The organism is Enterococcus sp. DIV0358, assembly GCF_051713465.1.
Lineage (GTDB): Bacteria > Bacillota > Bacilli > Lactobacillales > Enterococcaceae > Enterococcus > Enterococcus faecalis.
Genome location: NZ_JBIOPX010000001.1, coordinates 1,951,976 through 1,972,204, shown reverse-complemented (window position 1 = coordinate 1,972,204; position 20,229 = coordinate 1,951,976). Strand labels below are relative to the sequence as shown.

Genomic DNA, 20,229 nt, shown 5'->3' with positions numbered 1-20,229 from the left:
GATAAATGAAGAGCTTTATTTTTTTATTAAGAAAGGAATTGGTTATATGGACAAAAAGCAATTACGATGGTTTACCGTCGGGTTAATTGCCTTTAACATGGTCTGGGGTCTTGGAAATGTTGTGAATAATTATGCACAACAAGGGATTTCAGTGGTCACTTCATGGCTTTTGATTTTAGTTTTATATTTTATTCCCTATGCCTTAATCGTAGGACAGTTAGGTTCAACATTTAAAGACAGTAATGGTGGGGTTAGTTCGTGGGTGCAAAACACCAGTACTAAACGTCTAGCCTATTATGCAGCATGGACTTATTGGGTAGTGCACATTCCTTACTTGGCACAAAAACCACAAGCAATTTTAATTGCCTTAGGTTGGGCAGTTCAAGGGAATGGAAACTTAGTCAATACGATGCCAATCGTAACGGTATCATTTATTTCATTAATAATTTTCTTGGTTTTCTTGTTATTATCAACGAAAGGGTTAACCACCTTAAAAGTTATTGGTGGTTTAGCTGGAACCGCCATGTTTGTGATGTCTATTTTATTCATTTTATTAGCGGTAGGCGCACCATTTATTAATTCAACGGTTGAATTTGCGACGCCAAACATGTCACAAGTCAGCACTTACATTCCTAAATTTGACTTTAGTTATTTTACAACCGTATCAATGTTAGTTTTTGCGGTAGGTGGCGCTGAAAAAATTTCTCCTTACGTAAATGCAACTAAAAATCCAGCCAAAGAGTTCCCTAAAGGAATGATTTTCCTAGCAGCAATGGTTGGTTTATCGGCTGTTTTAGGTTCATTTGCAATGGGAATGTTATTCTCAAGTGACAATATTCCTAAAGATTTAATGGCAAATGGTGCCTACAGTGCCTTCCAAAAATTAGGCGCATATTATGGTGTCGGTAATCTCTTAATGATTGTTTATGCTTTGACGAATACAGTGGGTCAAGTGGCTGCGTTAGCCTTTTCAATTGATGCTCCACTGAAAATTCTTTTAGCTGAAGCAGATCCAGAATTTGTTCCAAGTTGGTTACGTAAACGTACGAAAAAAGGTACGTTAATTAATGGTTACTTATTAACAGGTATTTTAGTAAGTATTATTATTGCTTTACCGATGTTTGGGTTGAAGGACATGAACGAAGTGGTTAAATGGCTAACTAACTTAAATTCTGTAGTTATGCCAATGCGTTACTTGTGGGTCTTCTTTGCCTATATGCTTCTAAACAAAGCATACAAACAATTTAATTCAGAATATAAATTTGTTAAAAATCCTAAAATTGGTTTTGTGTTTGGTCTTTGGTGTTTCCTATTTACAGCCTTTGCTTGTATCCTAGGAATGGTGCCTAAATTTGAGTATGCCTCAGACCCTCAAGGCTGGTTGTTCCAATTAGCTTCTAACATTGTGACACCAATCGTCTTAATTCTATTAGGAATGATTTTACCAGCAATTGCACGTCGCGAGAAAAAAGACACAATTTTGCCAATTGATTCAGCAGAATAATTGGTTGCATGTTTCAAGGATAAAATAGTCAGTTTAAGTATTTTGCGTGAGATAAATGGTCAATAGGACTGTTTGTCTCACGTTTTTTTCTATCGATTTTTCTCTAAAATTTCTGTTGTCTCTTAAAAACATGAGAAAATCAGAAGAATTTCTCCTGTATACTAAAGGTATCTATCATTAAAAATGGTTATTAACGGAGAAAAAGGAAGTGAACCTCATGACTAAAACACTTGAAACACAACCAGAAGAGAAAACGGTCTTTCTTTGTAAAGAAACGAATCCAGATTTTTTAGGACGAGAAATTTATGCGGATAATGTTGAAACACCGTATAATTTTTACTTAATTCGCAAGCTTTATTTAGCGAAAGAGTATCAAAATTTAGCAGAAGGGGAACAATTTTTTGAGGCTTTATGTGAAAGTTGGGATGAATCAGAACAGTTTGAAGAGTTAATTGTTAAAAAGATTTATGTCTATGTTGAAACGGAGTTAATGTACTACACTGTTTATTTTGGAAGCTTTGAGCCGACCACTCGTGACTTACGATTCGCACTAAAACAATGGATGTATGAAATACCGACAACTAAAAATAAAAAAACAGTCCGTACGAATGAAACCAATGTGCAAGTAGTGCCGCAAGAAAATCAATTAACGGAATTAGCTGGTGAAATTGCTGTCTTACGTGAAATGTTGACACTTTTAAAAGAAAATTTAGCCTCCTTGAATGAAGCCGTTAATCAAACGAGAAATCCCGTCATTTCTAGACAAATAAAAACGATCCATTTGAAAAGAGCTTCTCCTGTGATAGCCGCAGAACAGGCATCTCTGAAAATATCAGAGGATACTAATCCGGAACAACCAGACGTCAATCTCTCGCCTGATAATCTGGAAAAGCAAGAAGTTGAAACTACTGTAGCACCAAGTGAAGCAGTGCTTCCTGTTAACAAACCAGCGCTTGAAGAACGAGCGAAAGAACCAGTGTTATCTGAACCAGCGCCATTTGAAGAAGCGCTGCCAGAAGAACCTCAAGAAAACCAGCAGAGCACCGCGGTAAAACCTTTATTTACTTTTCTACAAGAAACAGAAAAAAGCTCGCTAAATTCAGTGAATGAATCTGCCGAAAAAGAAGAGGAGCAGAAGCCAGAAAAAGAAGCTGTCTCTATGGAAAGTGAGGAAGAAAATTCATCAAGTCGGACAATTCCTGCAGACTTTCAACGACAATTGGACGAATTAGAAGAGGAAATTTATCGTCGCTTTATGAGTCGCCAGTTAGAGGATACTGATGGAAATCAAGCAGTTCCGAAAATAACGATTGAAAAAAGACAGTTAGAAGTACAAATGCTTGAAGCAAAAGCATTCTCACAATCATTTAAACAAGTTCAAAAGAAAAAGGCAGGAGACGTGCGAATTTGCAATCAGTTAAGTTGTATAAAATTAGAAAAAGGATTAGATAAATTTTTAGACGAAGTTACAGAATATGTTGAAAAGCGGACCCTATTTAATAAAAAGGTTCGTTGTCCGCTCCCAGTAATCAGAGAATTGGAAGGCTATGGGCAATTAAACCAGTATATGCAGAAAATCCTTGACTGTTATTAATAAATTGACTAGAAAGGGATGGGCTACATAAACCAAAACGACTATCTAATATATCTTAATGCTTAAACTAATGGTGAGGTTCAAAAAAAGCCTGAGACAAGAATCATTTTGAATTTTTGTCTCAGGCTTAAAAATTGATAAAAACTGAAACATTTTTGTTCAGATTTCTAAAGTATCGCTAAAAATAAGTCGATATAGATTGTAATTATCGAAGAATTTAATGATTTTGATTCGATATTAGACTACACATTTTTGGTTTTAGAACTTAGCTCGTGTTAATCAGAAGTTTCGTCTTCAGTTAAATGAAGATAAACTTTTTCCAATTTTGGCATGACTTCTTCGGGTTTTAGTTCTGGCATTTTTTGAAAGAAATCTTGCCACCATTGATCCATAATCTGTTGCAGGCGTTGTGCTAATTGAACGCCTTGTTCAGTTAAAACAATTCGTTTGGCACGTCCGTCTGTTTGGTCGGAAATTCGTAGCAATAAGCCTTTTTTTTCTAAAGTCCGCAAATCTCGTGTTAGTAGACTAGGATCAATTGCCATTTGTTCTGCAATTTGTTTTTGTAAAAAATTAGGATGCTCATAGATAAATAATAAAATATCACTCTGTGTTGCACGAACGTCTAAATGAGTGATTTGTTGATTAAAATCATTTTTTGATTTGCGGTAAATGGTTGCAATATATTTACTAATTAAGTGAAATTGAGACATTTTTTCCTCCTAACGAAAATAGTTGACAAGTCCATTAAATAGAATATAATAAAAATTGTCAAGGGTTTAACGTGTACTTTTGATGAAAAAGGAAAAAATAAGGGAAAAGGAAGTGGTAATATGAAAAAAGTCAGTACGATTTTAGAATTACAACAAGCATTGAAAAACGCAGAAGAATCTGTGATTGAATTACAAAATTCAATGACTTCGCCTACTGTTTTGCATGTGCCAAAAGGAGTTAAATTAGTAGGAGCGAAGGATCAACTTGTTTTGTTAGCCTTTAGTAGTGACGATGGAATTGCTTTAAATGGAAATAATGAAATTACTAATATTGCTATCCAAACAAATCCGAGCAATCGAGCAATCTTCATTGAATCTGTTGAAGAAGATTTAGGTATAATTACTTTACAAAATTTAACGATTACTGGACAAATTCAATTATTGACTAGAGAAGCCACAATGAAAACCACAATTATCGCAAAAGACATTGACGTTGTTATGGCTGATAGCCGTCGCTACTCTGAACAGCCACAAAAATATGGCGTGAATGTCTATCAAGGAGCGTTCACAATTTATAACTATAATAGTAATCCTGATAGTCTAATTAAAGCAACTTTAGAAAACATAACCATTGGTCGTGAAAATGCACCGAGCGTTGGTTCCGGTATTTTTATTAGTGGTTTCAATGACAATGGTGGGCAAGTTCGTGTGGATCAACTAACAACAGGTGATATTTATACAAACGGGATGATTCCAGCAGGACAACCTAATTTAATTACTGGCGGTATCTTTATTGTAAACAGTGTTAAAGCAGAAAAGATTCATAGCTTAGGAACTGTCGTAACTTATGGAACCAATGATATGGTTCTCGATGTTTGGGGGGAAGTGGTTAATTGGACATTAGAAAAACCGGTAATTTCTTATGGTGCTAGTGGGATTGGTTTTGTGAACTTTGGAATTGTTCATAATTTTATTGCAAAAGAAGAAATTTCTACATATGGTTTAGGAGCTCGAGGTTTTAATCAATACGATGGAACCGTTGATAACGCAGAATTTGATTCCATTACAACTTATGGACAAGGTGCGATTGGCATTCAAATTAGTAAGCCAGTAGGTTCTATCAAAGTCAATAACTCTGTTGAAACACATGGATCTATTGGGAATACCTTAGTAAAAGGTGTAATTATGTCGCTAGCTGCAGATGGAATTAGTGTTAAACCTGGCGGTGAAGTCCAACAGTTAGAAATCGGTAAAAATATTGTAACTCATGGCGATAATGTAACATGTTATCATATTGATGGTGGTGTGGTAGAAAACTTCCATTTAGGTGGCGAGTTGATTGCTAAAGGACAAAACTCTGCTAAAGAACAGATTTAATAGCAATACAAAAGAGGAATTAAGTAATAAAAGATTTGTATAAATATTTGAACAAAGAGGATGCTGCGGTATTATTAGTAAATCATCAAAGTGGATTGATTTCAGGATTATGCTTCAGAAACTTTTCAACAAAATATTTAAGTGCCAGGTTGATACAGCTGCGTACTTCGACTTATCGACTATTGCGACAATAAGTTTTCAAGATGATATAAAATGAAGACCGCAAATCATAATAAGGATTTGCGGTCTTCATTTTATGGTTTTGAGGGATTGATTGTAAACTTTTTTATCTCTGGAAAAGATTTCAAGAGAATTTTTGAAATACTAGTGAAAATCCTATAAATTGTAGTATAATTTTCAAAGATGAATGAAAGGCGTGAAGTCATTGAAAGACAAACAAGTGTATGCAGTAGTTGACCTTGAGACGACTGGAACAGATCCTACAAGTGATCGGATCATTCAGTTTGGATGCGTTCTCGTTCAAGATGGAAAGATTATTGCGAACTTTGCGACAGATGTGAATCCCAATCAAGTAGTACCAAAACAAATTCAAAGTTTAACGGGGATTAGTAATACGCAAGTTCAAAAAGCGCCTTATTTTGAAGATGTAGCACATACAATTTATCATTATCTGGAAGATACTATTTTTGTGGCGCATAACGTCCACTTTGATTATAATTTTTTAGCTCGTGAACTGGTACGGTGTGGCACGCCGCCACTTACCATTCCAGCCATTGATACAGTGGAATTGGCACAGATTTTTTTACCGACAGAAAAAAGTTTCCGTTTAAGTGATTTGTCGGAAAGTTTAGGTTTGTCTCATGAGAATCCCCATCAAGCAGATAGTGATGCGCAGGTTACAGCCGAACTTTTGTTATTAATTCAAGAAAAAATGAAATCTTTACCATTAGTCACTATGGAAAAAATTGCGGAATTAAGTCAACAGACAGCGCGGGAAACCAGTGCCTTTATTCAACAAACGTATGAACAAATGAAAAAACAAGTCACACCATTAAATCCAGCTTATCAAGTGGTCAGTGGCATTGCTTTACGCAAAAAAGAAGTTCCTCTTTTTGAAGAAACGTTCTATCAGACTAGTACGTATCCCAAAACTAAAAAAGCCAAAGAAAAACTGTTTGGCGAACGTTTCGCTTATCGTGCGGAACAGAGTCGGATGATGAATTTAGTCTATGATCATTTTACAGAAGGAACGACAAAAGATTTATTTATTGAAGCAGCGACTGGAACGGGAAAAACATTAGGCTATCTGTTGCCGATGAGCTATTTAGCAACGCCAGAAAAACCAGTCATCATTTCAACAGTTTCGATTGTTTTACAAAATCAATTAGTGGAAAAAGATTTACCATTAGCCAATCAAATCTGCCAAGGGAAATTACGAGGCATTGTTATTAAAAGCCATCGACACTATCTTGATTTACAACGCTTTAAGGCAACGTTGAATCAGCCAACTCCGCAAAAACAATACGCTCTTTATCAAATGGGCGTTCTCGTCTGGTTGCTAGAAACAGAAACGGGCGATTTAGATGAACTACAATTGACGAATTTAAATCATTTATTCTGGAAAGAAGTTACACATCGCGGATTGGATTTTCTTTCAAAAAAAGATGAACTTTATGAAGTTGACTTTTTAAGACATCTGTATAAAAAAGTCGCTCAAAGTAACGTGTTGATTGTTAATCATGCATTTTTGGCGCAAGAGTCGCTAAGGAAACAACCGTTATTACCTGAAAGTCCGTGGCTAATTATTGATGAAGCACATCATTTACCAGACATCGCTAGTCGGATGGCGAGCGAACGAGTGAACAGTGTGATACTAAAAAAACAAGTCACACATTTTATTGAAAAAGAACAACTTTTTGTTGCTTTACAGCAAATTTTTCAACAGTTTTCTGAAGAGCAGCGGTTTGTAAAAATTTATCAGCAAGGTTTACTGGATTTTGTGGATGAATGGCAAGATTTTCTTTTTGAATTGCATCGTTTATTTAGTAAAACGCAGAAGCGGATAGACCATCAGGAGTTGCTTTTAACCAAAGAACGTATTGATTATTTATCTGCTGCGGGAGAAAAACATAGTCAAACGCTCCAGCTTTTACTGCAGGAGTTGTTAACTATTCAAAGTAAGTTACAGCAAACAATTATGAGTCAGTTGGAAACCTTTAGTTTGGCTGATCGCATCGTTTTTGTTCGCTTGTTTCAATTTTTTGATGAAATTGAACGTATTCATCACTGTTTTACCATTTATCTTGATGATTGGCGTCCACGTTGGGTAAAAGAATATTTACCGCAAAATGAAGACCATGGCTTGATTGAAATTCATGACTTAGAAGCTAGTTTGCTTCCTGAAACAAAGTGGTATCCGCGGTATGAACGAATTATTTATACAAGCGGCACATTGAAGTTTGGCAACAATAAAAAGTATTTACCGCAACGATTAGGTTTAACAGAGGTGATGTTCAAAACCCTGCCAACGCCATATAACTATGCAGAAAATGCGCGAGTCTATGTACCGGAAGAAGCAGTAGCCATTCAAAATGCCTCTTCCTATGAAATGGGTCAATACATTTCAGATACCATTGAAAAATTGATGGCGCAAGAGGAACGTTCGCTGTTGGTTCTTTTTACTTCGCATGAATTATTGTCCACCGTGTATCATCAAGTCCAGCCGAGATTATTGGAAAAAGGACAAGAGGTCCTCGCCCAAGGGATTAGCGGCAGTCGTGAAAAAATTCTTAAACGGTTCTCTAATGGAAAACCGAATGTCTTGCTAGGAGCCGATAGCTTTTGGGAAGGTGTGGACTTACCAGGAACAGCTTTACAGTTATTGATAGTCACGCGTTTACCTTTTGAAAACCCGAAACGACCACTTGTGCAAGCAAAATATGCGTATTTAGAAGCAGAAGGGATACAACCATTTGCTCAAGAAGCGGTACCGAAAGCAGCCTTACGTTTGCGACAAGCACTGGGCCGTTTAATCCGTTCTGAAGAAGATAGAGGGGCATTGCTGATTCTGGATCGTCGTTTAGTCACTGCAAAATATGGCAAACGATTAATCAAAGCGTTTCCCAAGGGACTCTCAGTAAAAGAAGCGCCCATGCCTGAAATTTTAGAAGAATTAAAGGAATTTTTAAACAAATAATCGATTATTTTTAGGTCATATTTGTGAAAGGCCGCTATTTTTCTGCTATAATAAGACCCAGTAAGTTTAGAGAGGATGGAAGGATTTTTGGAGGAATTAGAAGAAAAGAAAGAGAAGAAACGGATTACTGTCCTTTTAACCCTATTGGCAATCCTTTTAGCAATTCTTGTAACAATAATTATCTTTTTTGTACGAACCAATCAACCAATGGCTCAAGCCAAAAAAGAAGCAACCGCAATTGCCAAAACTTCTGCTAATTTAGAAACAGTTGATAAATTTTACTGGTTTACACGCAAAAATACGTATTTTACTTTAACCGGCAAAAATGATAAAGGCACAGAGATTGTCGTGATTGTCCCTAAATCGGGAGAAAAAGTCACGGTCTTAAATCAAAAAGATGGTCAAACTGAACAACAAATAACAGACATTGTTGCTAAAGCCCATCCCGATGAATCGGTGATGAAAGCTACGTTAGGGCTTTATGATAAGCGCCCTGCATGGGAAGTGGTCACCGAAAATGATCAAGGAGTACTAACATATTATCTTATGAGCTTTGATAAAGGCGAAGAGATCAACGTTGTCAAAGATATTTAATTTAGATAGGTTTTGATGAAAGTGGGAGTGAAAGGTGTATGAACGTATCAAATCGAGCACAGCAATTGACTCCTTCTGTTACATTAGCAGCTGCCGCCAAAGCGAAAGCATTAAAAGCAAAAGGTGTAGATGTTTTAAGCTTAACGGTTGGGGAACCAGATTTTGTAACCCCGAAAAATATTCAAAAAGCAGCAATTGCTTCAATTGAGGATGGAAGAGCAAGTTATTACACACCTTCTGGCGGCATTCCTGAATTAAAGCAAGCAATTGTCTCTTATGTGGAACGAGAATATCAACTTCGTTATCAACCCAAGCAAGTTATTGTGACAGATGGTGCCAAATATGCGCTGTATCTATTATTTCAAGCCATTTTGAACGTTGGGGACGAAGTGATTATCCCTGTCCCTTATTGGGTAAGTTATGGTGAACAAGTCAAGTTAGCAGAAGGCAAGCCAGTATTTGTATCAAGCACGCAAGAGCAATCATTTAAAGTGTCAGTCGCACAATTAGAAGCTGTACGAACGGACAAAACAAAAGCAATCATTCTAAATTCACCATCTAACCCAACTGGTGTTATTTATACGGAAGAAGAATTACGCCAAATTGGTGAATGGGCAGTTGCTCATAATATCCTCATTATTGCAGATGATATTTATGGTCGTTTGGTGTACAATGGACATCGGTTCACACCAATTGCAACCATCTCAGAAGCAATTCGTCAACAGACAATCATTATTAATGGTGTTTCCAAAACATATGCAATGACAGGCTGGCGCATTGGTTTTGCAGTCGGGGATGAAAAAATTATTCAAGCAATGACACAACTCGCTTCACAATCCACCAGTAATCCAGTCGCAGTTAGCCAATATGCGGCAATTGAGGCTTTAACAGGTGAACAGTCGACAGTTGAAGACATGCGTCAGGCCTTTGAAAAACGCCTGAATCATATCTATCCAAAAGTAGCAGCTTTGCCAGGTGTTTCGCTAATAAAACCTGAAGGCGCCTTTTATCTATTCCCGAATGTCAAAAAAACATTAGAAATTTGTGGGTATGATAACGTGACTAATTGGGTGGAAGATTTATTACAAGAAGCGCATGTTGCTCTGGTAACGGGAGAGGGCTTTGGTGCACCAGAACATGTGCGGATGAGCTATGCGACAGATTTAATGACGTTAGAAAAAGCGATTGAGCGAATGAATGACTTTATAGAAAAGAAACGAATTCAGCACAACGCCTAAAAGAATAAACTAAGAAATGAACGGAGAGACAAACGTGGAACAAATTCAAATTATTGATTCAAACAAACATGTTGGAGAAACAGTAAAAATTGGCGCTTGGATTGCTAACAAACGTTCAAGCGGAAAAATTGCCTTTTTACAATTACGTGACGGGACAGCCTTTTTCCAAGGTGTCGTGTTCAAACCAAACTTCATTGAAGCCTTTGGTGAAGAAACTGGTACAGAAAAATTCCAAGAAATTAAACATTTATCACAAGAAACAGCAGTCATGGTTACTGGTGTTATCAAAGAAGATAGCCGTTCTAAATTCGGCTATGAAATGGATATCACTGATTTAGAAGTTGTTGGCGCTTCAGAAGATTACCCAATTACGCCGAAAGAACACGGCACAGATTTCTTAATGGATCATCGTCATTTATGGTTACGTTCAAGCAAACAACATGCAATCATGTTAGTTCGTAACGAAATTATTCGTGCTACTTACGAGTTCTTTAACGAACAAGGATTCATTAAAATTGACAGCCCAATTTTAACAGGCTCAGCACCAGAAGGCACAACAGAATTATTTGAAACAGATTACTTCGGACAACCAGCATTCTTATCACAAACAGGTCAATTATATGCAGAAGCTGGTGCGATGGCATTTGGAAAAGTCTTTACTTTTGGACCAACTTTCCGCGCGGAAAAATCCAAAACTCGTCGTCACTTAACGGAATTCTGGATGATTGAACCAGAAATGGCATACACAACTCATGAAGAATCACTAGATATTCAAGAAGCCTACGTAAAACATTTAATTAAATCAGTATTGAAAAATCAACAATATCCATTGGATGTTTTAGAACGTGATACAGCGTTACTAGAGAAATATGTTTCGGAACCATTCAAACGTATTACTTACGATGATGCGATTGAGTTATTACAAAAAGAAGAAGCAAACAATGATTATGATCACATTGAATGGGGCGAAGACTTTGGTAGCCCACATGAAACCTTTATTTCAAATTACTATGGCGTTCCAACATTCATTTTAAATTATCCAAAAGCAATTAAAGCCTTCTATATGAAACCACATCCAACACGTGAAGATGTTGTAATTTGTGCCGATTTAATTGCGCCAGAAGGTTATGGTGAAATTATCGGTGGTTCAGAGCGTGCAACTGATTATGATTATTTGAAAGAAAAAGTAGCTGAGTTTGGCTTATCTGAAGAAGAATATAGCTGGTATTTAGATTTACGTAAATACGGTTCTGTACCACATTCTGGCTTCGGATTAGGTTTAGAACGTGCTGTTACGTTCATTACTGGTAATGAACACATTCGTGAAGCGATTCCATTCCCACGTATGTTAAACCGTATTTATCCATAGAGAACAAATAAAAAAGAGAACTTCAGCAAAAGCCGAAGTTCTTTTTTTAATTCTGCCATAATTTTTGCATCTGGTCCAAAATATCAATGACTTCTGTCGTGAAAAATAAGGAGCGGTTGGGTTGTGTACCTTTGATTGCTTCAACCATATTGTAGATTTCATAATTCATGGCTTCAGCTGAGTACCCAGAAACGATGGTCTCAACCGTACCGTCATTGTAGTGAACGATTGCTTCATCTGCACGTGGATAATCTGTAATGGTAATATAGGCATCTTCAAAAGCAACAATTCCTTGCTTTGGCATTTTTGCTTGGAATGTTAATGAAATAGTAGCCAACTCATTTTCTTTATTCCGAAGCAATGTCACCGATTGTTCATCAACGCCAGTAGAGAAGGGAACCATGCTAGAAGCTAAAACGTCTGGCTGTGAGCTGAGAAACCAACGAGCAAACGAAACCGCATAAGTACCAATATCTAACAATGCGCCGCCTGCTAAGTCAGGATTAAAAAAGCGATTTTTAGGATCGGGTTCTTTGTAACTTCCAAATGGTGCTTGAATCATTTTTAACTGACCAAATTTGCCAGCATCCATCAAGCGACGTAATTCGTCGTATAGTGGCATGTTAAAAATAGTCATGGCTTCTGCTAAAATAAGGTCATTTTTTTCTGCAACTGCCAAGGCTTGTTTTAATTCTGCCGCGTTCATCGTAATAGCTTTTTCACACAACACATGTTTTCCGGCCTGGAGCGCTTTTAAAATGTGTTCAGCATGTTGTTTATTTGGCACTGCTATATAAACAACATCGATTGTTTCATCTGCTAGCAATTCTTCATAAGAACCATAGGCTTTAGGGATTGAATAATCAGCGGCAAATTGTTCTGCTTTAGACAATGTCCGTGAAGCAACAGCTGCAAGTTGGCTAGTTTCTTGTTTAAACGTTGAAGCAAATTCGTGGGCAATCCCACCTAATCCGACGATGCCCCATTGATATAATTTTTTTGTCAAAAGAAGTCCTCCTAATCTATGCAATTTCTTCAAATCTTCTTCATTATTTATTATACTGTAAACAAGAGAAATTAGAAAACAAGGACAATTTTGTAAATATGATAAAATCCAGAGATAAAAAGATGCTTTTTTTAGAGAATTTCAGTAAAATAGAAAATGGAGGCGAATGATTATGCATCAAGTTTATGTAGATATTATTGTTGACGCAATTATTGAACAGTACCAAACAGAAGAAAATTTTTACTCCGCTTATCAAATTCAAGCAGCCGATTGGCAAGCTTGGAAAGAAGGCCAATTTGGTTTGGACAATGAAGTCATGCAAAAAATTAAGAATTTGTTTACGGATTATGAGTGGATGCTGACTCAAAAAATACTCCGCCAAACCATCTTATTTCCGGAAAAACGTAACCTAGCTGTTTCGGAATATAAACGGTTAAAAACAACAATTGCCAAAAAATGGTTACAATCTGATTTGGGCGTTGTAGAATTGATTCCTAACAATAAACAGGAACAAGAAATTGCTGCTGGTTATATTGATTTGAAAGTGACGCTGGCCTATGGCGAATGGGGTTTTGATGATATTATTACATTCCGGTTACCAGCTACGATTCAACGACAATTGGAAGGTTCAAAAGTTGAATTATTAGATTGGGTCAATGAAAATCTGATGGATACTTACGTAGGTGAATAACGAATAGGAAGGATGGTCTTTTGAAATACACAATTGCTGGGATTTTATCTGTGATTATTATGTTTGGTGCGGTAATTTTTGTCTTTTTTGGCAAAAAGCCAGTTGAAGAATCTGTTCACACATCAACTGAAACAACAGTGAAATCATCCACTAAAATTTCTGAAAGTAGTACAGTTTCTTCAACTGCTACCACTGAATCAAGTACTGAAATCACGAGCGTAAGCAGTGATGAAAGTTGATAATTTTCTGTGAAAATGATACAATTATTCGGTTATAGTAACAAATGAAATCAATCACGAAAGTGAAAGATAGTGAAACATTTTATCGGAAAATAAAAGATGAAGTGGGGAATTAATGAAGTGAGCAACTATCAGAAAAAAAGAAAAAAGCAGCTGAATTTGCCAAAGTTATTCTTAGGCGTAGTTGTCGTCGGTTTGGCCTTTGTCTTTTCGTTATCTGTCCTTTCTGATTCAGATAAGGGACAAAGCGAGTCAGTCAATCGCCAAAATGAAAACATCTCAAAAGAAGAATTTGTTGCTGAAATCACACCGTATGCACGTGAATTACAAGAATCTTACGGGGTATTACCAAGTATTATTATGGGGCAAGCAGTTTTAGAATCAAATTTTGGACAAAGTCAATTAGCATCGAAATATAACAATCTTTTTGGGATTAAAGCATATGGCAATCAACCAAAAGTCAATTTAGAAACAAAAGAGTATGTCAATGAGGTCTGGATTACGATTCAGGGCGATTTTCGAGTTTATGACAATTGGGAAGAATCCATGCGAGATCATACCAAGTTATTTGTTGATGGGGTCGATTGGGATCCAAATTTATATGAAAAAGTCTTGTTAGCCAAAAATTATAAAGAGGCTGCACAAGCGCTTCAAGATGCTGGATACGCAACGGATCCTACATACGCTGATAAGATCATTCATGTAATTGAAGAATACAATTTAAATAAATACGACCGTTAAGCATGGAGGAACGATGACAATGAGCGAAAAGTGGATTCCAGAAATTATGACGCCGCTGAAACAAGATATTGTAAAAATGCCAGAGATTATTCGGCAAGCCAGTGGCATTAAAATTTTTGGCCGTAAAATAAAATCAATTATTTTTACGACAGATATTGCGATTATCCGCAATACGGATGCACAGGCAGTGATTGCTGTATATCCTTTTACACCGCATCCAGCGATTACAAAAGGCATTATTGAAGCAGCGGATATTCCTGTCTTTTCAGGAGTCGGCGGCGGTTTAACGCAAGGTATGCGTTCTGCTTATATGAGTTTATTTGCAGAAGCACAAGGCTCAATGGGTGTCGTTTTGAATGGTCCTACACCAATTGAAACAATTAAAATGGTGGATGAAGCAATCGATATTCCTATTATCAGCACAGTAACTTCTATTCATACGCCAATTGATGAAAAACTTGCGGCTGGCGTGGATATGATTAATATCAGTGCGGGAAAAGACACTGCAGCCACCGTACGCTATTTCCGTGGCAAGTATCCAGAATTACCGATTATTGCAACAGGAGGACCAACTGAATCGAGTATTCATGAAACCATTATCGCCGGAGCGAATGCTATTACATATACGCCCCCTAGTAACGGTGAATTATTCAGCAAAAAAATGAAAAAATATCGTGAACAAGAAAAAGCAACCGATGAAGAATAAAAAACGCTTTGGCAGTCTATCCTGCCAAAGCGTTTTTAGCTATTTAATGTTCGCTTTTACGGAACAATGGAAGAATGAACCAATTATTTGAAAATTCTAATGAAAAAAAGTTGTTAAACCATTGAAAGTTAGAGATTTTTGTACTATCCTAGAGAAACATAGAAGCTTGTATAAGGTTAAAATACGGTTGACCGTCTCTACCCAGCACCGTAAATGCTGGTCTATAAGTGAAGAAGAGCGGATAGCCCTTTTTTGCTTTGGCAAAATGGGCTTTTTTCTTTTGTTAGAACACGAATATAAATAGCACTTTGTTTTATTTCGTTCGTTTTTAACGAACCGTCCTTTCCTCAGGATGAGAACAAAGCATCTATCGAAAAATAAGTAAAGGAGTTCATATTGTGAAGGAATTAGTCGAACGTATTAAAAATGATGGCCGTGTATTAGGTGAAGGTGTTTTAAAAGTAGATAGTTTTATTACGCACCAAGTGGATCCAGAATTGATGGAGGCTATGGGTAATCGTTTTGCTGAGGTTTTCGCAGAAGCAGGCATTACCAAAGTAATTACAATTGAAGCATCAGGAATCGCTCCTGCCTTATACGCAGCGCAAAAATTAGGCGTGCCAATGATCTTCGCTCGTAAGGCAAAAAGTTTAACCATGGATGAAGAGCTCTTAACGGCTTCAGTTTATTCATTTACAAAACAAGTGACAAGTCAAATTTCCATTTCAAGAAAATTTTTATCTGATGCTGATAAAGTGTTGATTATTGATGACTTTTTAGCTAACGGACAAGCTGCCAAAGGGTTGGTAGAATTATGCCAACAGGCTGGTACAAAGGTTGAAGGAATTGGTATCGTAATTGAAAAATCATTCCAAGATGGTCGTCAGTTATTAGAAGACATGGGCTTAAATGTAGTCTCTTTAGCACGTATTGCTTCATTAAGTGAAGGAACGGTGACGTTTTTAGAGGAGGATGCATAATCTTGGAAACAAAACAATTGAATACACCACAACAGACGGAAACACCAAATGGGAAAGCCGCCGTTTTAGGATTGCAACATTTATTAGCGATGTATGCTGGAGCAGTTGCCGTACCTTTATTAATCGGAACCGGCTTGAATTTTGATTCGCAACAAATGACGTATTTGATTTCAATCGATATTTTTATGTGCGGCGTTGCGACACTTTTACAATTAACGGTGAATAAGTTTTTTGGGATTGGCTTGCCAGTCGTTTTAGGTTGTGCCATTCAAGCAGTTGCGCCTTTAATCATGATTGGTACGAACAAAGGGGTTGGGGCAATTTACGGTTCAATTATTGCTTCGGGCATTTTTGTCGTTCTTATTGCAGGATTTTTCTCAAAAATTAAACGTCTATTTCCGCCTTTAGTCACCGGCACAGTCATTACAGTTATTGGTTTGACCTTAATTCCTGTTGCTGTTGAAAAAATGGGTGGCGGCTTAGCAACGGACAAAAGTTTTGGTGATCCTAAAAACTTGCTACTCGCATTTGTAACAATTGCCTTAATCACTGTTGTGCAAGTTTGGGGACGTGGCTTTATCAAGTCAATTGCCGTGTTAATCGGCCTAGTCGGTGGCACAATTTTAGCTGCGTTTCTGGGATTAGTGGATTTGTCTCCTGTTGGTCAAGCTACGTGGTTTCATTTTCCACAGCCATTTTATTTTGGCAAACCAACGTTTGATCTTTCTTCTATTGTGTTGATGATTATTATTTCAATTGTTAGTATGGTTGAATCAACAGGTGTTTATTTTGCCTTAGGAGACATTACAGGGAAGAAAATTGGCGAAGATGATTTACGTCGTGGGTATCATGCAGAAGGTTTAGCCGTCATTTTAGGGGGGATTTTTAATACGTTTCCTTATACAGGTTTCTCTCAAAATGTCGGGTTAGTTCAATTATCTGGGATCAAAACACGTCGACCAATCTATTTTTCTGCTTTTTTCTTAATTATTTTAGGCTTATTACCAAAAATTGGTGCGATGGCCCAAATTATCCCAGAGCCAGTTTTAGGCGGCGGAATGCTAGTTATGTTTGGAATGGTGGCTGTCCAAGGAATGCGCATGTTGTCAAAAGTTGACTACTCAAATGACAAAAATTTATTAATTATTGCCATCTCGATTGGCTTTGGTTTAGGCTTTAATATTATGCCGACGCTCTTTAATAAAGTACCAGAAACTGTTAGCATGTTTACTGGTAATGGAATTGTCATGAGCAGCATTACCGCAATTATTTTAAATCTTTTATTCAATGGTTTAAAAGAAACCTCAGAAAGTAACGAATAGTTTCAAAAAAGTATGATAGATAAGGTCAGGTGGCTTTTCTTTCATACTTTTTTGACCTCATCATCGTTTAGAAAAATTTAATGTTTTCATCCATTTGAAGAGAAAAAGAGAAAAAAGCTTGGTTACAAAGAGACAAGTAGTAAGTTACCGCTGTTTTATCCTAAAGTATGTTAATAAATTCTGATGAGAAAACCTAATGGAAACACTGCTGGCACTTGAAGTTGAGCCTTTTTCCTTGTATCATGTAAAAAGAGCACTCTTAAAGGCTAGACTGCGACGAGAAACCGCAGAAGGATTTTAAGGATAAAACTGTGATGGAAAGTTGTGATGAACTTGGATAAACCACTATTACCTGGTCAAGTGATTGGTATCATTGGTGGCGGACATTTAGCAAAAATGATGGCCCTTAGTGCAAGAGAAATGGGGTTTCGAGTGGGTGTGCTAGATCCACAAATTGATTGTCCTGCTGCACAAGTTGCCGATTGGCAATTATTAGGAGCATATAATGATCCTGAAGCGTTAGAGAAATTGGCAAAACGTGCCCAAGTGATTACGTATGAATTTGAACATGCAGATGTTGATGCGTTAACAGCGATTCAACATTTAGCGAATATACCACAAGGAACAGACATTTTAGCGATTACGCAAGATCGCTTAATGGAAAAAAGTTTCTTGGAAGATAATAATATTGTGATTGCCCCTTATGCAACGATTGTTAGTCCGACTGATATTCAAGAAGCAATTGATGGCATTGGTTATCCGTGTATCTTGAAGAATACGCGAGGGGAAGGTCGTTATGTACTACATAGTACTTCAGACTTAGCGCCATCCATGAATCTTCTAAGAGAAGGAACCTGTGTTTTGGAAGCTTGGATTCCTTACGAAAAAGAATTATCTGTTCTGATTTCTGGTAATGGTCGTGGCGAATTTGCGACATTTCCAGTTGTGGAAACAATTAAAAAAGAGCGTAAGCTACATGAAACGATTGCACCAGCCCGAATTGATGACGAAGTCAGTGGTGAGTTGCAACGAATTGCTAAGGTGATTGCTAAAGCAGTTGGTTTAGTCGGCACCCTTTCAATTGAAATGTTTTATACAGAAACAGGCGGGATTTATGTAAATAAAATTTTACCTCGTCCAGAAGATGCTGGGAATTTTTCAATAGATGCTTGTTCTTTTAGCCAATATGATACGCATATTCGTGGTTTATGTAATTGGCCAATGCCAACGATTCAACTGTTGTCTGAAGCAGTCACGGTCAATGTGCTTGGAAATGAAGCCTATGAAACGATGGACATTATTAATGAACATCCAGATTGGCATTTCCACTATTATGGCCACAGTGAAGCAAAAGCGCAACGAGCGATGGGGCATATTACTATATTAACCAAAGAAATCGATGAAACACTGGAAGAAATTAAAGAAAAAAAGATTTGGTCGTAATTATTTTTCAAAAATTGAGGAGTAAAGAGGGGATAAGGCACAATGATTGATCGTTATACAAGACCCGAAATGGGCGCAATTTGGACAGATGAGAACCGCTACAAGGCATGGCTAGAAGTTGAAATTTTGGCGGATGAAGCTTGGGCAGAACTTGGCGAAATTCCTAAAGAAGATGTACAAAAAATCCGAGAAAATGCATCATTTGATGTTGCACGTATTTTAGAAATTGAAGCAGAAACACGTCATGATGTTGTCGCTTTTACCCGTGCCGTTTCAGAAACGCTTGGTGAAGAGCGAAAATGGGTGCACTATGGGTTAACCAGCACAGATGTTGTGGATACTGCCTATGGTTATCTATTGAAACAGGCGAATGATATTTTACGGAAAGATTTACAAACATTTACGGAGATTGTCGGAGCCAAAGCCAAAGAGTATAAACATACGGTCATGATGGGAAGAACGCATGGTGTTCATGCAGAACCGACTACATTTGGTTTGAAATTAGCGTTGTGGTATTCTGAAATGAAACGCAACATTGAACGTTTTGAACATGCAGCCAAAGGTGTCGAAGCGGGTAAAATCAGTGGAGCCGTAGGTACCTTTGCCAATATTTCACCATTTGTTGAAGAATATGTTTGCGAACATTTGGGGATCCGTGCTCAAGAGATTTCGACACAAGTTTTACCACGTGATTTACATGCAGAATATGTTTCTACCATGGCATTAATTGCGACAAGTATTGAAAAATTTGCGACAGAAATTCGTGGTCTACAAAAATCAGAAACACGTGAAGTAGAAGAATTTTTTGCAAAAGGACAAAAAGGATCTTCGGCAATGCCGCATAAACGGAATCCAATTGGTTCTGAAAATATGACTGGTTTGGCACGTGTGATTCGTGGTCATGTTATTACTGCCTTTGAAAATGTGAGTTTATGGCATGAACGAGATATTTCTCACTCGTCTGCTGAACGGATTATTATTCCCGATACGACGATTTTACTAAATTACATGTTGAATCGTTTTGGTAATATTGTCAAAAACTTAACGGTCTTCCCAGAAAATATGAAACGTAACATGGATGCGACCTATGGACTAATTTACAGCCAACGTGTCTTATTAAAATTGATTGACCATGGCATGACACGTGAAGAAGCGTATGATCTGGTCCAACCAAAAACAGCTTACGCATGGGATCATCAAACGGCGTTCCGTCCGTTGCTAGATGCGGATGAAAAAATTACTTCTGTTTTATCAAAAGAAGAGCTAGATGATGCCTTTGATTACCATTATCATTTAAAAAACGTTGACACGATTTTTGAACGTGTTGGTTTAGGATAAAAAGAGAGCAGCTAGGATAAAAACACTTTGTTTTTTGTCCTGGCTGCCCTTTTTTATTTTCAGAAAAAAAGTTGAAAAGTTATTTAGTAGAAATTAGAGAAAAAAGTATTAAATTTTAGCGAGCAAACGTCAATAGGTGAAAGAACGACACTTATCTTATGATGTTTGTTCGTTGTTTATTTGTTTGCACTTTAGATTTTAAAGGAGATATTTTTCA

The 20,229-nt window shown here is 37.1% G+C and carries 17 protein-coding genes and 1 riboswitch; of the genes, 15 read left to right on the top strand and 2 right to left on the bottom strand.

Going from position 1 to position 20,229, the window contains the following annotated elements:
- The first annotated feature begins 46 nt into the window (after positions 1-46).
- Together IGK70_RS09515 and IGK70_RS09510 are read left to right on the top strand one after the other, a co-directional pair.
- The gene (locus IGK70_RS09515) at positions 47-1,504 is read left to right on the top strand and encodes an amino acid permease (protein ID WP_002356790.1); all 1,458 of its coding nucleotides are present in this window, start codon (positions 47-49) and stop codon (positions 1,502-1,504) included.
- 217 nt (positions 1,505-1,721) lie between these two features.
- Positions 1,722-3,098, top strand: a complete 1,377-nt coding sequence (locus tag IGK70_RS09510; protein WP_071981521.1) for a hypothetical protein — start codon at positions 1,722-1,724, stop codon at positions 3,096-3,098.
- Positions 3,099-3,373: 275 nt separating this feature from the next.
- Here the strand turns inward: IGK70_RS09510 and IGK70_RS09505 are convergent, their stop codons facing one another.
- Positions 3,374-3,811 (bottom strand): MarR family winged helix-turn-helix transcriptional regulator, encoded by a 438-nt coding sequence (locus IGK70_RS09505; RefSeq protein ID WP_071981520.1) that lies wholly within the window; start codon positions 3,809-3,811, stop codon positions 3,374-3,376.
- 120 nt (positions 3,812-3,931) lie between these two features.
- Between IGK70_RS09505 and IGK70_RS09500 the strand changes: the two genes are divergently transcribed.
- The 5 genes from IGK70_RS09500 to asnS all read left to right on the top strand — a co-directional run bounded on the left by IGK70_RS09500 (position 3,932) and on the right by asnS (position 11,546).
- Positions 3,932-5,188: a hypothetical protein gene (locus IGK70_RS09500; protein ID WP_010827586.1), complete on the top strand. Its 1,257-nt coding sequence runs from the start codon at positions 3,932-3,934 to the stop codon at positions 5,186-5,188.
- Between the two features lie 367 nt (positions 5,189-5,555).
- On the top strand, positions 5,556-8,345 hold the full coding sequence (locus IGK70_RS09495; protein ID WP_071981519.1) for an ATP-dependent DNA helicase DinG: 2,790 nt from the start codon (positions 5,556-5,558) through the stop codon (positions 8,343-8,345).
- 75 nt (positions 8,346-8,420) lie between these two features.
- Positions 8,421-8,939 carry a cell wall elongation regulator TseB-like domain-containing protein gene (locus IGK70_RS09490; protein ID WP_002382785.1) on the top strand — a complete coding sequence of 173 codons (519 nt, stop codon included), beginning with the start codon at positions 8,421-8,423 and terminating at the stop codon, positions 8,937-8,939.
- Positions 8,940-8,977: 38 nt separating this feature from the next.
- Positions 8,978-10,177 (top strand): pyridoxal phosphate-dependent aminotransferase, encoded by a 1,200-nt coding sequence (locus IGK70_RS09485; RefSeq protein ID WP_002359774.1) that lies wholly within the window; start codon positions 8,978-8,980, stop codon positions 10,175-10,177.
- 16 nt (positions 10,178-10,193) lie between these two features.
- Positions 10,194-11,546, top strand: a complete 1,353-nt coding sequence (gene asnS / locus IGK70_RS09480; protein WP_002398791.1) for an asparagine--tRNA ligase — start codon at positions 10,194-10,196, stop codon at positions 11,544-11,546.
- A gap of 46 nt (positions 11,547-11,592) precedes the next feature.
- Here asnS and IGK70_RS09475 read toward each other — a convergent pair whose 3' ends face one another.
- Positions 11,593-12,552, bottom strand: coding sequence for a Gfo/Idh/MocA family protein (locus IGK70_RS09475; protein ID WP_002382786.1), 960 nt, complete (start codon positions 12,550-12,552; stop codon positions 11,593-11,595).
- Between the two features lie 166 nt (positions 12,553-12,718).
- Here IGK70_RS09475 and IGK70_RS09470 point away from each other — a divergent pair, with 166 nt between their 5' ends.
- The 8 genes from IGK70_RS09470 to purB all read left to right on the top strand — a co-directional run bounded on the left by IGK70_RS09470 (position 12,719) and on the right by purB (position 20,012).
- A complete protein-coding gene (locus IGK70_RS09470) occupies positions 12,719-13,243 on the top strand; it encodes a hypothetical protein (RefSeq protein ID WP_002382789.1) in 525 nt (174 codons plus the stop codon).
- 59 nt (positions 13,244-13,302) lie between these two features.
- Positions 13,303-13,482 carry a hypothetical protein gene (locus IGK70_RS09465; protein WP_002384259.1) on the top strand — a complete coding sequence of 60 codons (180 nt, stop codon included), beginning with the start codon at positions 13,303-13,305 and terminating at the stop codon, positions 13,480-13,482.
- Positions 13,483-13,581: 99 nt separating this feature from the next.
- Complete coding sequence (locus tag IGK70_RS09460; protein WP_002366997.1) at positions 13,582-14,223, top strand: glycoside hydrolase family 73 protein; 642 nt, start codon at positions 13,582-13,584, stop codon at positions 14,221-14,223.
- A 19-nt stretch (positions 14,224-14,242) separates the two neighbouring features.
- Complete coding sequence (locus tag IGK70_RS09455; RefSeq protein ID WP_002356802.1) at positions 14,243-14,929, top strand: hydrolase; 687 nt, start codon at positions 14,243-14,245, stop codon at positions 14,927-14,929.
- 146 nt (positions 14,930-15,075) lie between these two features.
- A riboswitch (purine riboswitch) is annotated at positions 15,076-15,173 on the top strand.
- Between the two features lie 154 nt (positions 15,174-15,327).
- The gene (locus IGK70_RS09450; RefSeq protein WP_071981518.1) at positions 15,328-15,909 is read left to right on the top strand and encodes a xanthine phosphoribosyltransferase; all 582 of its coding nucleotides are present in this window, start codon (positions 15,328-15,330) and stop codon (positions 15,907-15,909) included.
- A gap of 2 nt (positions 15,910-15,911) precedes the next feature.
- Positions 15,912-17,231, top strand: coding sequence for a nucleobase:cation symporter-2 family protein (locus IGK70_RS09445; protein WP_071981517.1), 1,320 nt, complete (start codon positions 15,912-15,914; stop codon positions 17,229-17,231).
- A gap of 327 nt (positions 17,232-17,558) precedes the next feature.
- On the top strand, positions 17,559-18,674 hold the full coding sequence (purK, locus tag IGK70_RS09440; protein ID WP_071981516.1) for a 5-(carboxyamino)imidazole ribonucleotide synthase: 1,116 nt from the start codon (positions 17,559-17,561) through the stop codon (positions 18,672-18,674).
- Between the two features lie 42 nt (positions 18,675-18,716).
- Positions 18,717-20,012 (top strand): adenylosuccinate lyase, encoded by a 1,296-nt coding sequence (gene purB / locus IGK70_RS09435; protein ID WP_002400818.1) that lies wholly within the window; start codon positions 18,717-18,719, stop codon positions 20,010-20,012.
- Positions 20,013-20,229 lie beyond the last annotated feature (217 nt).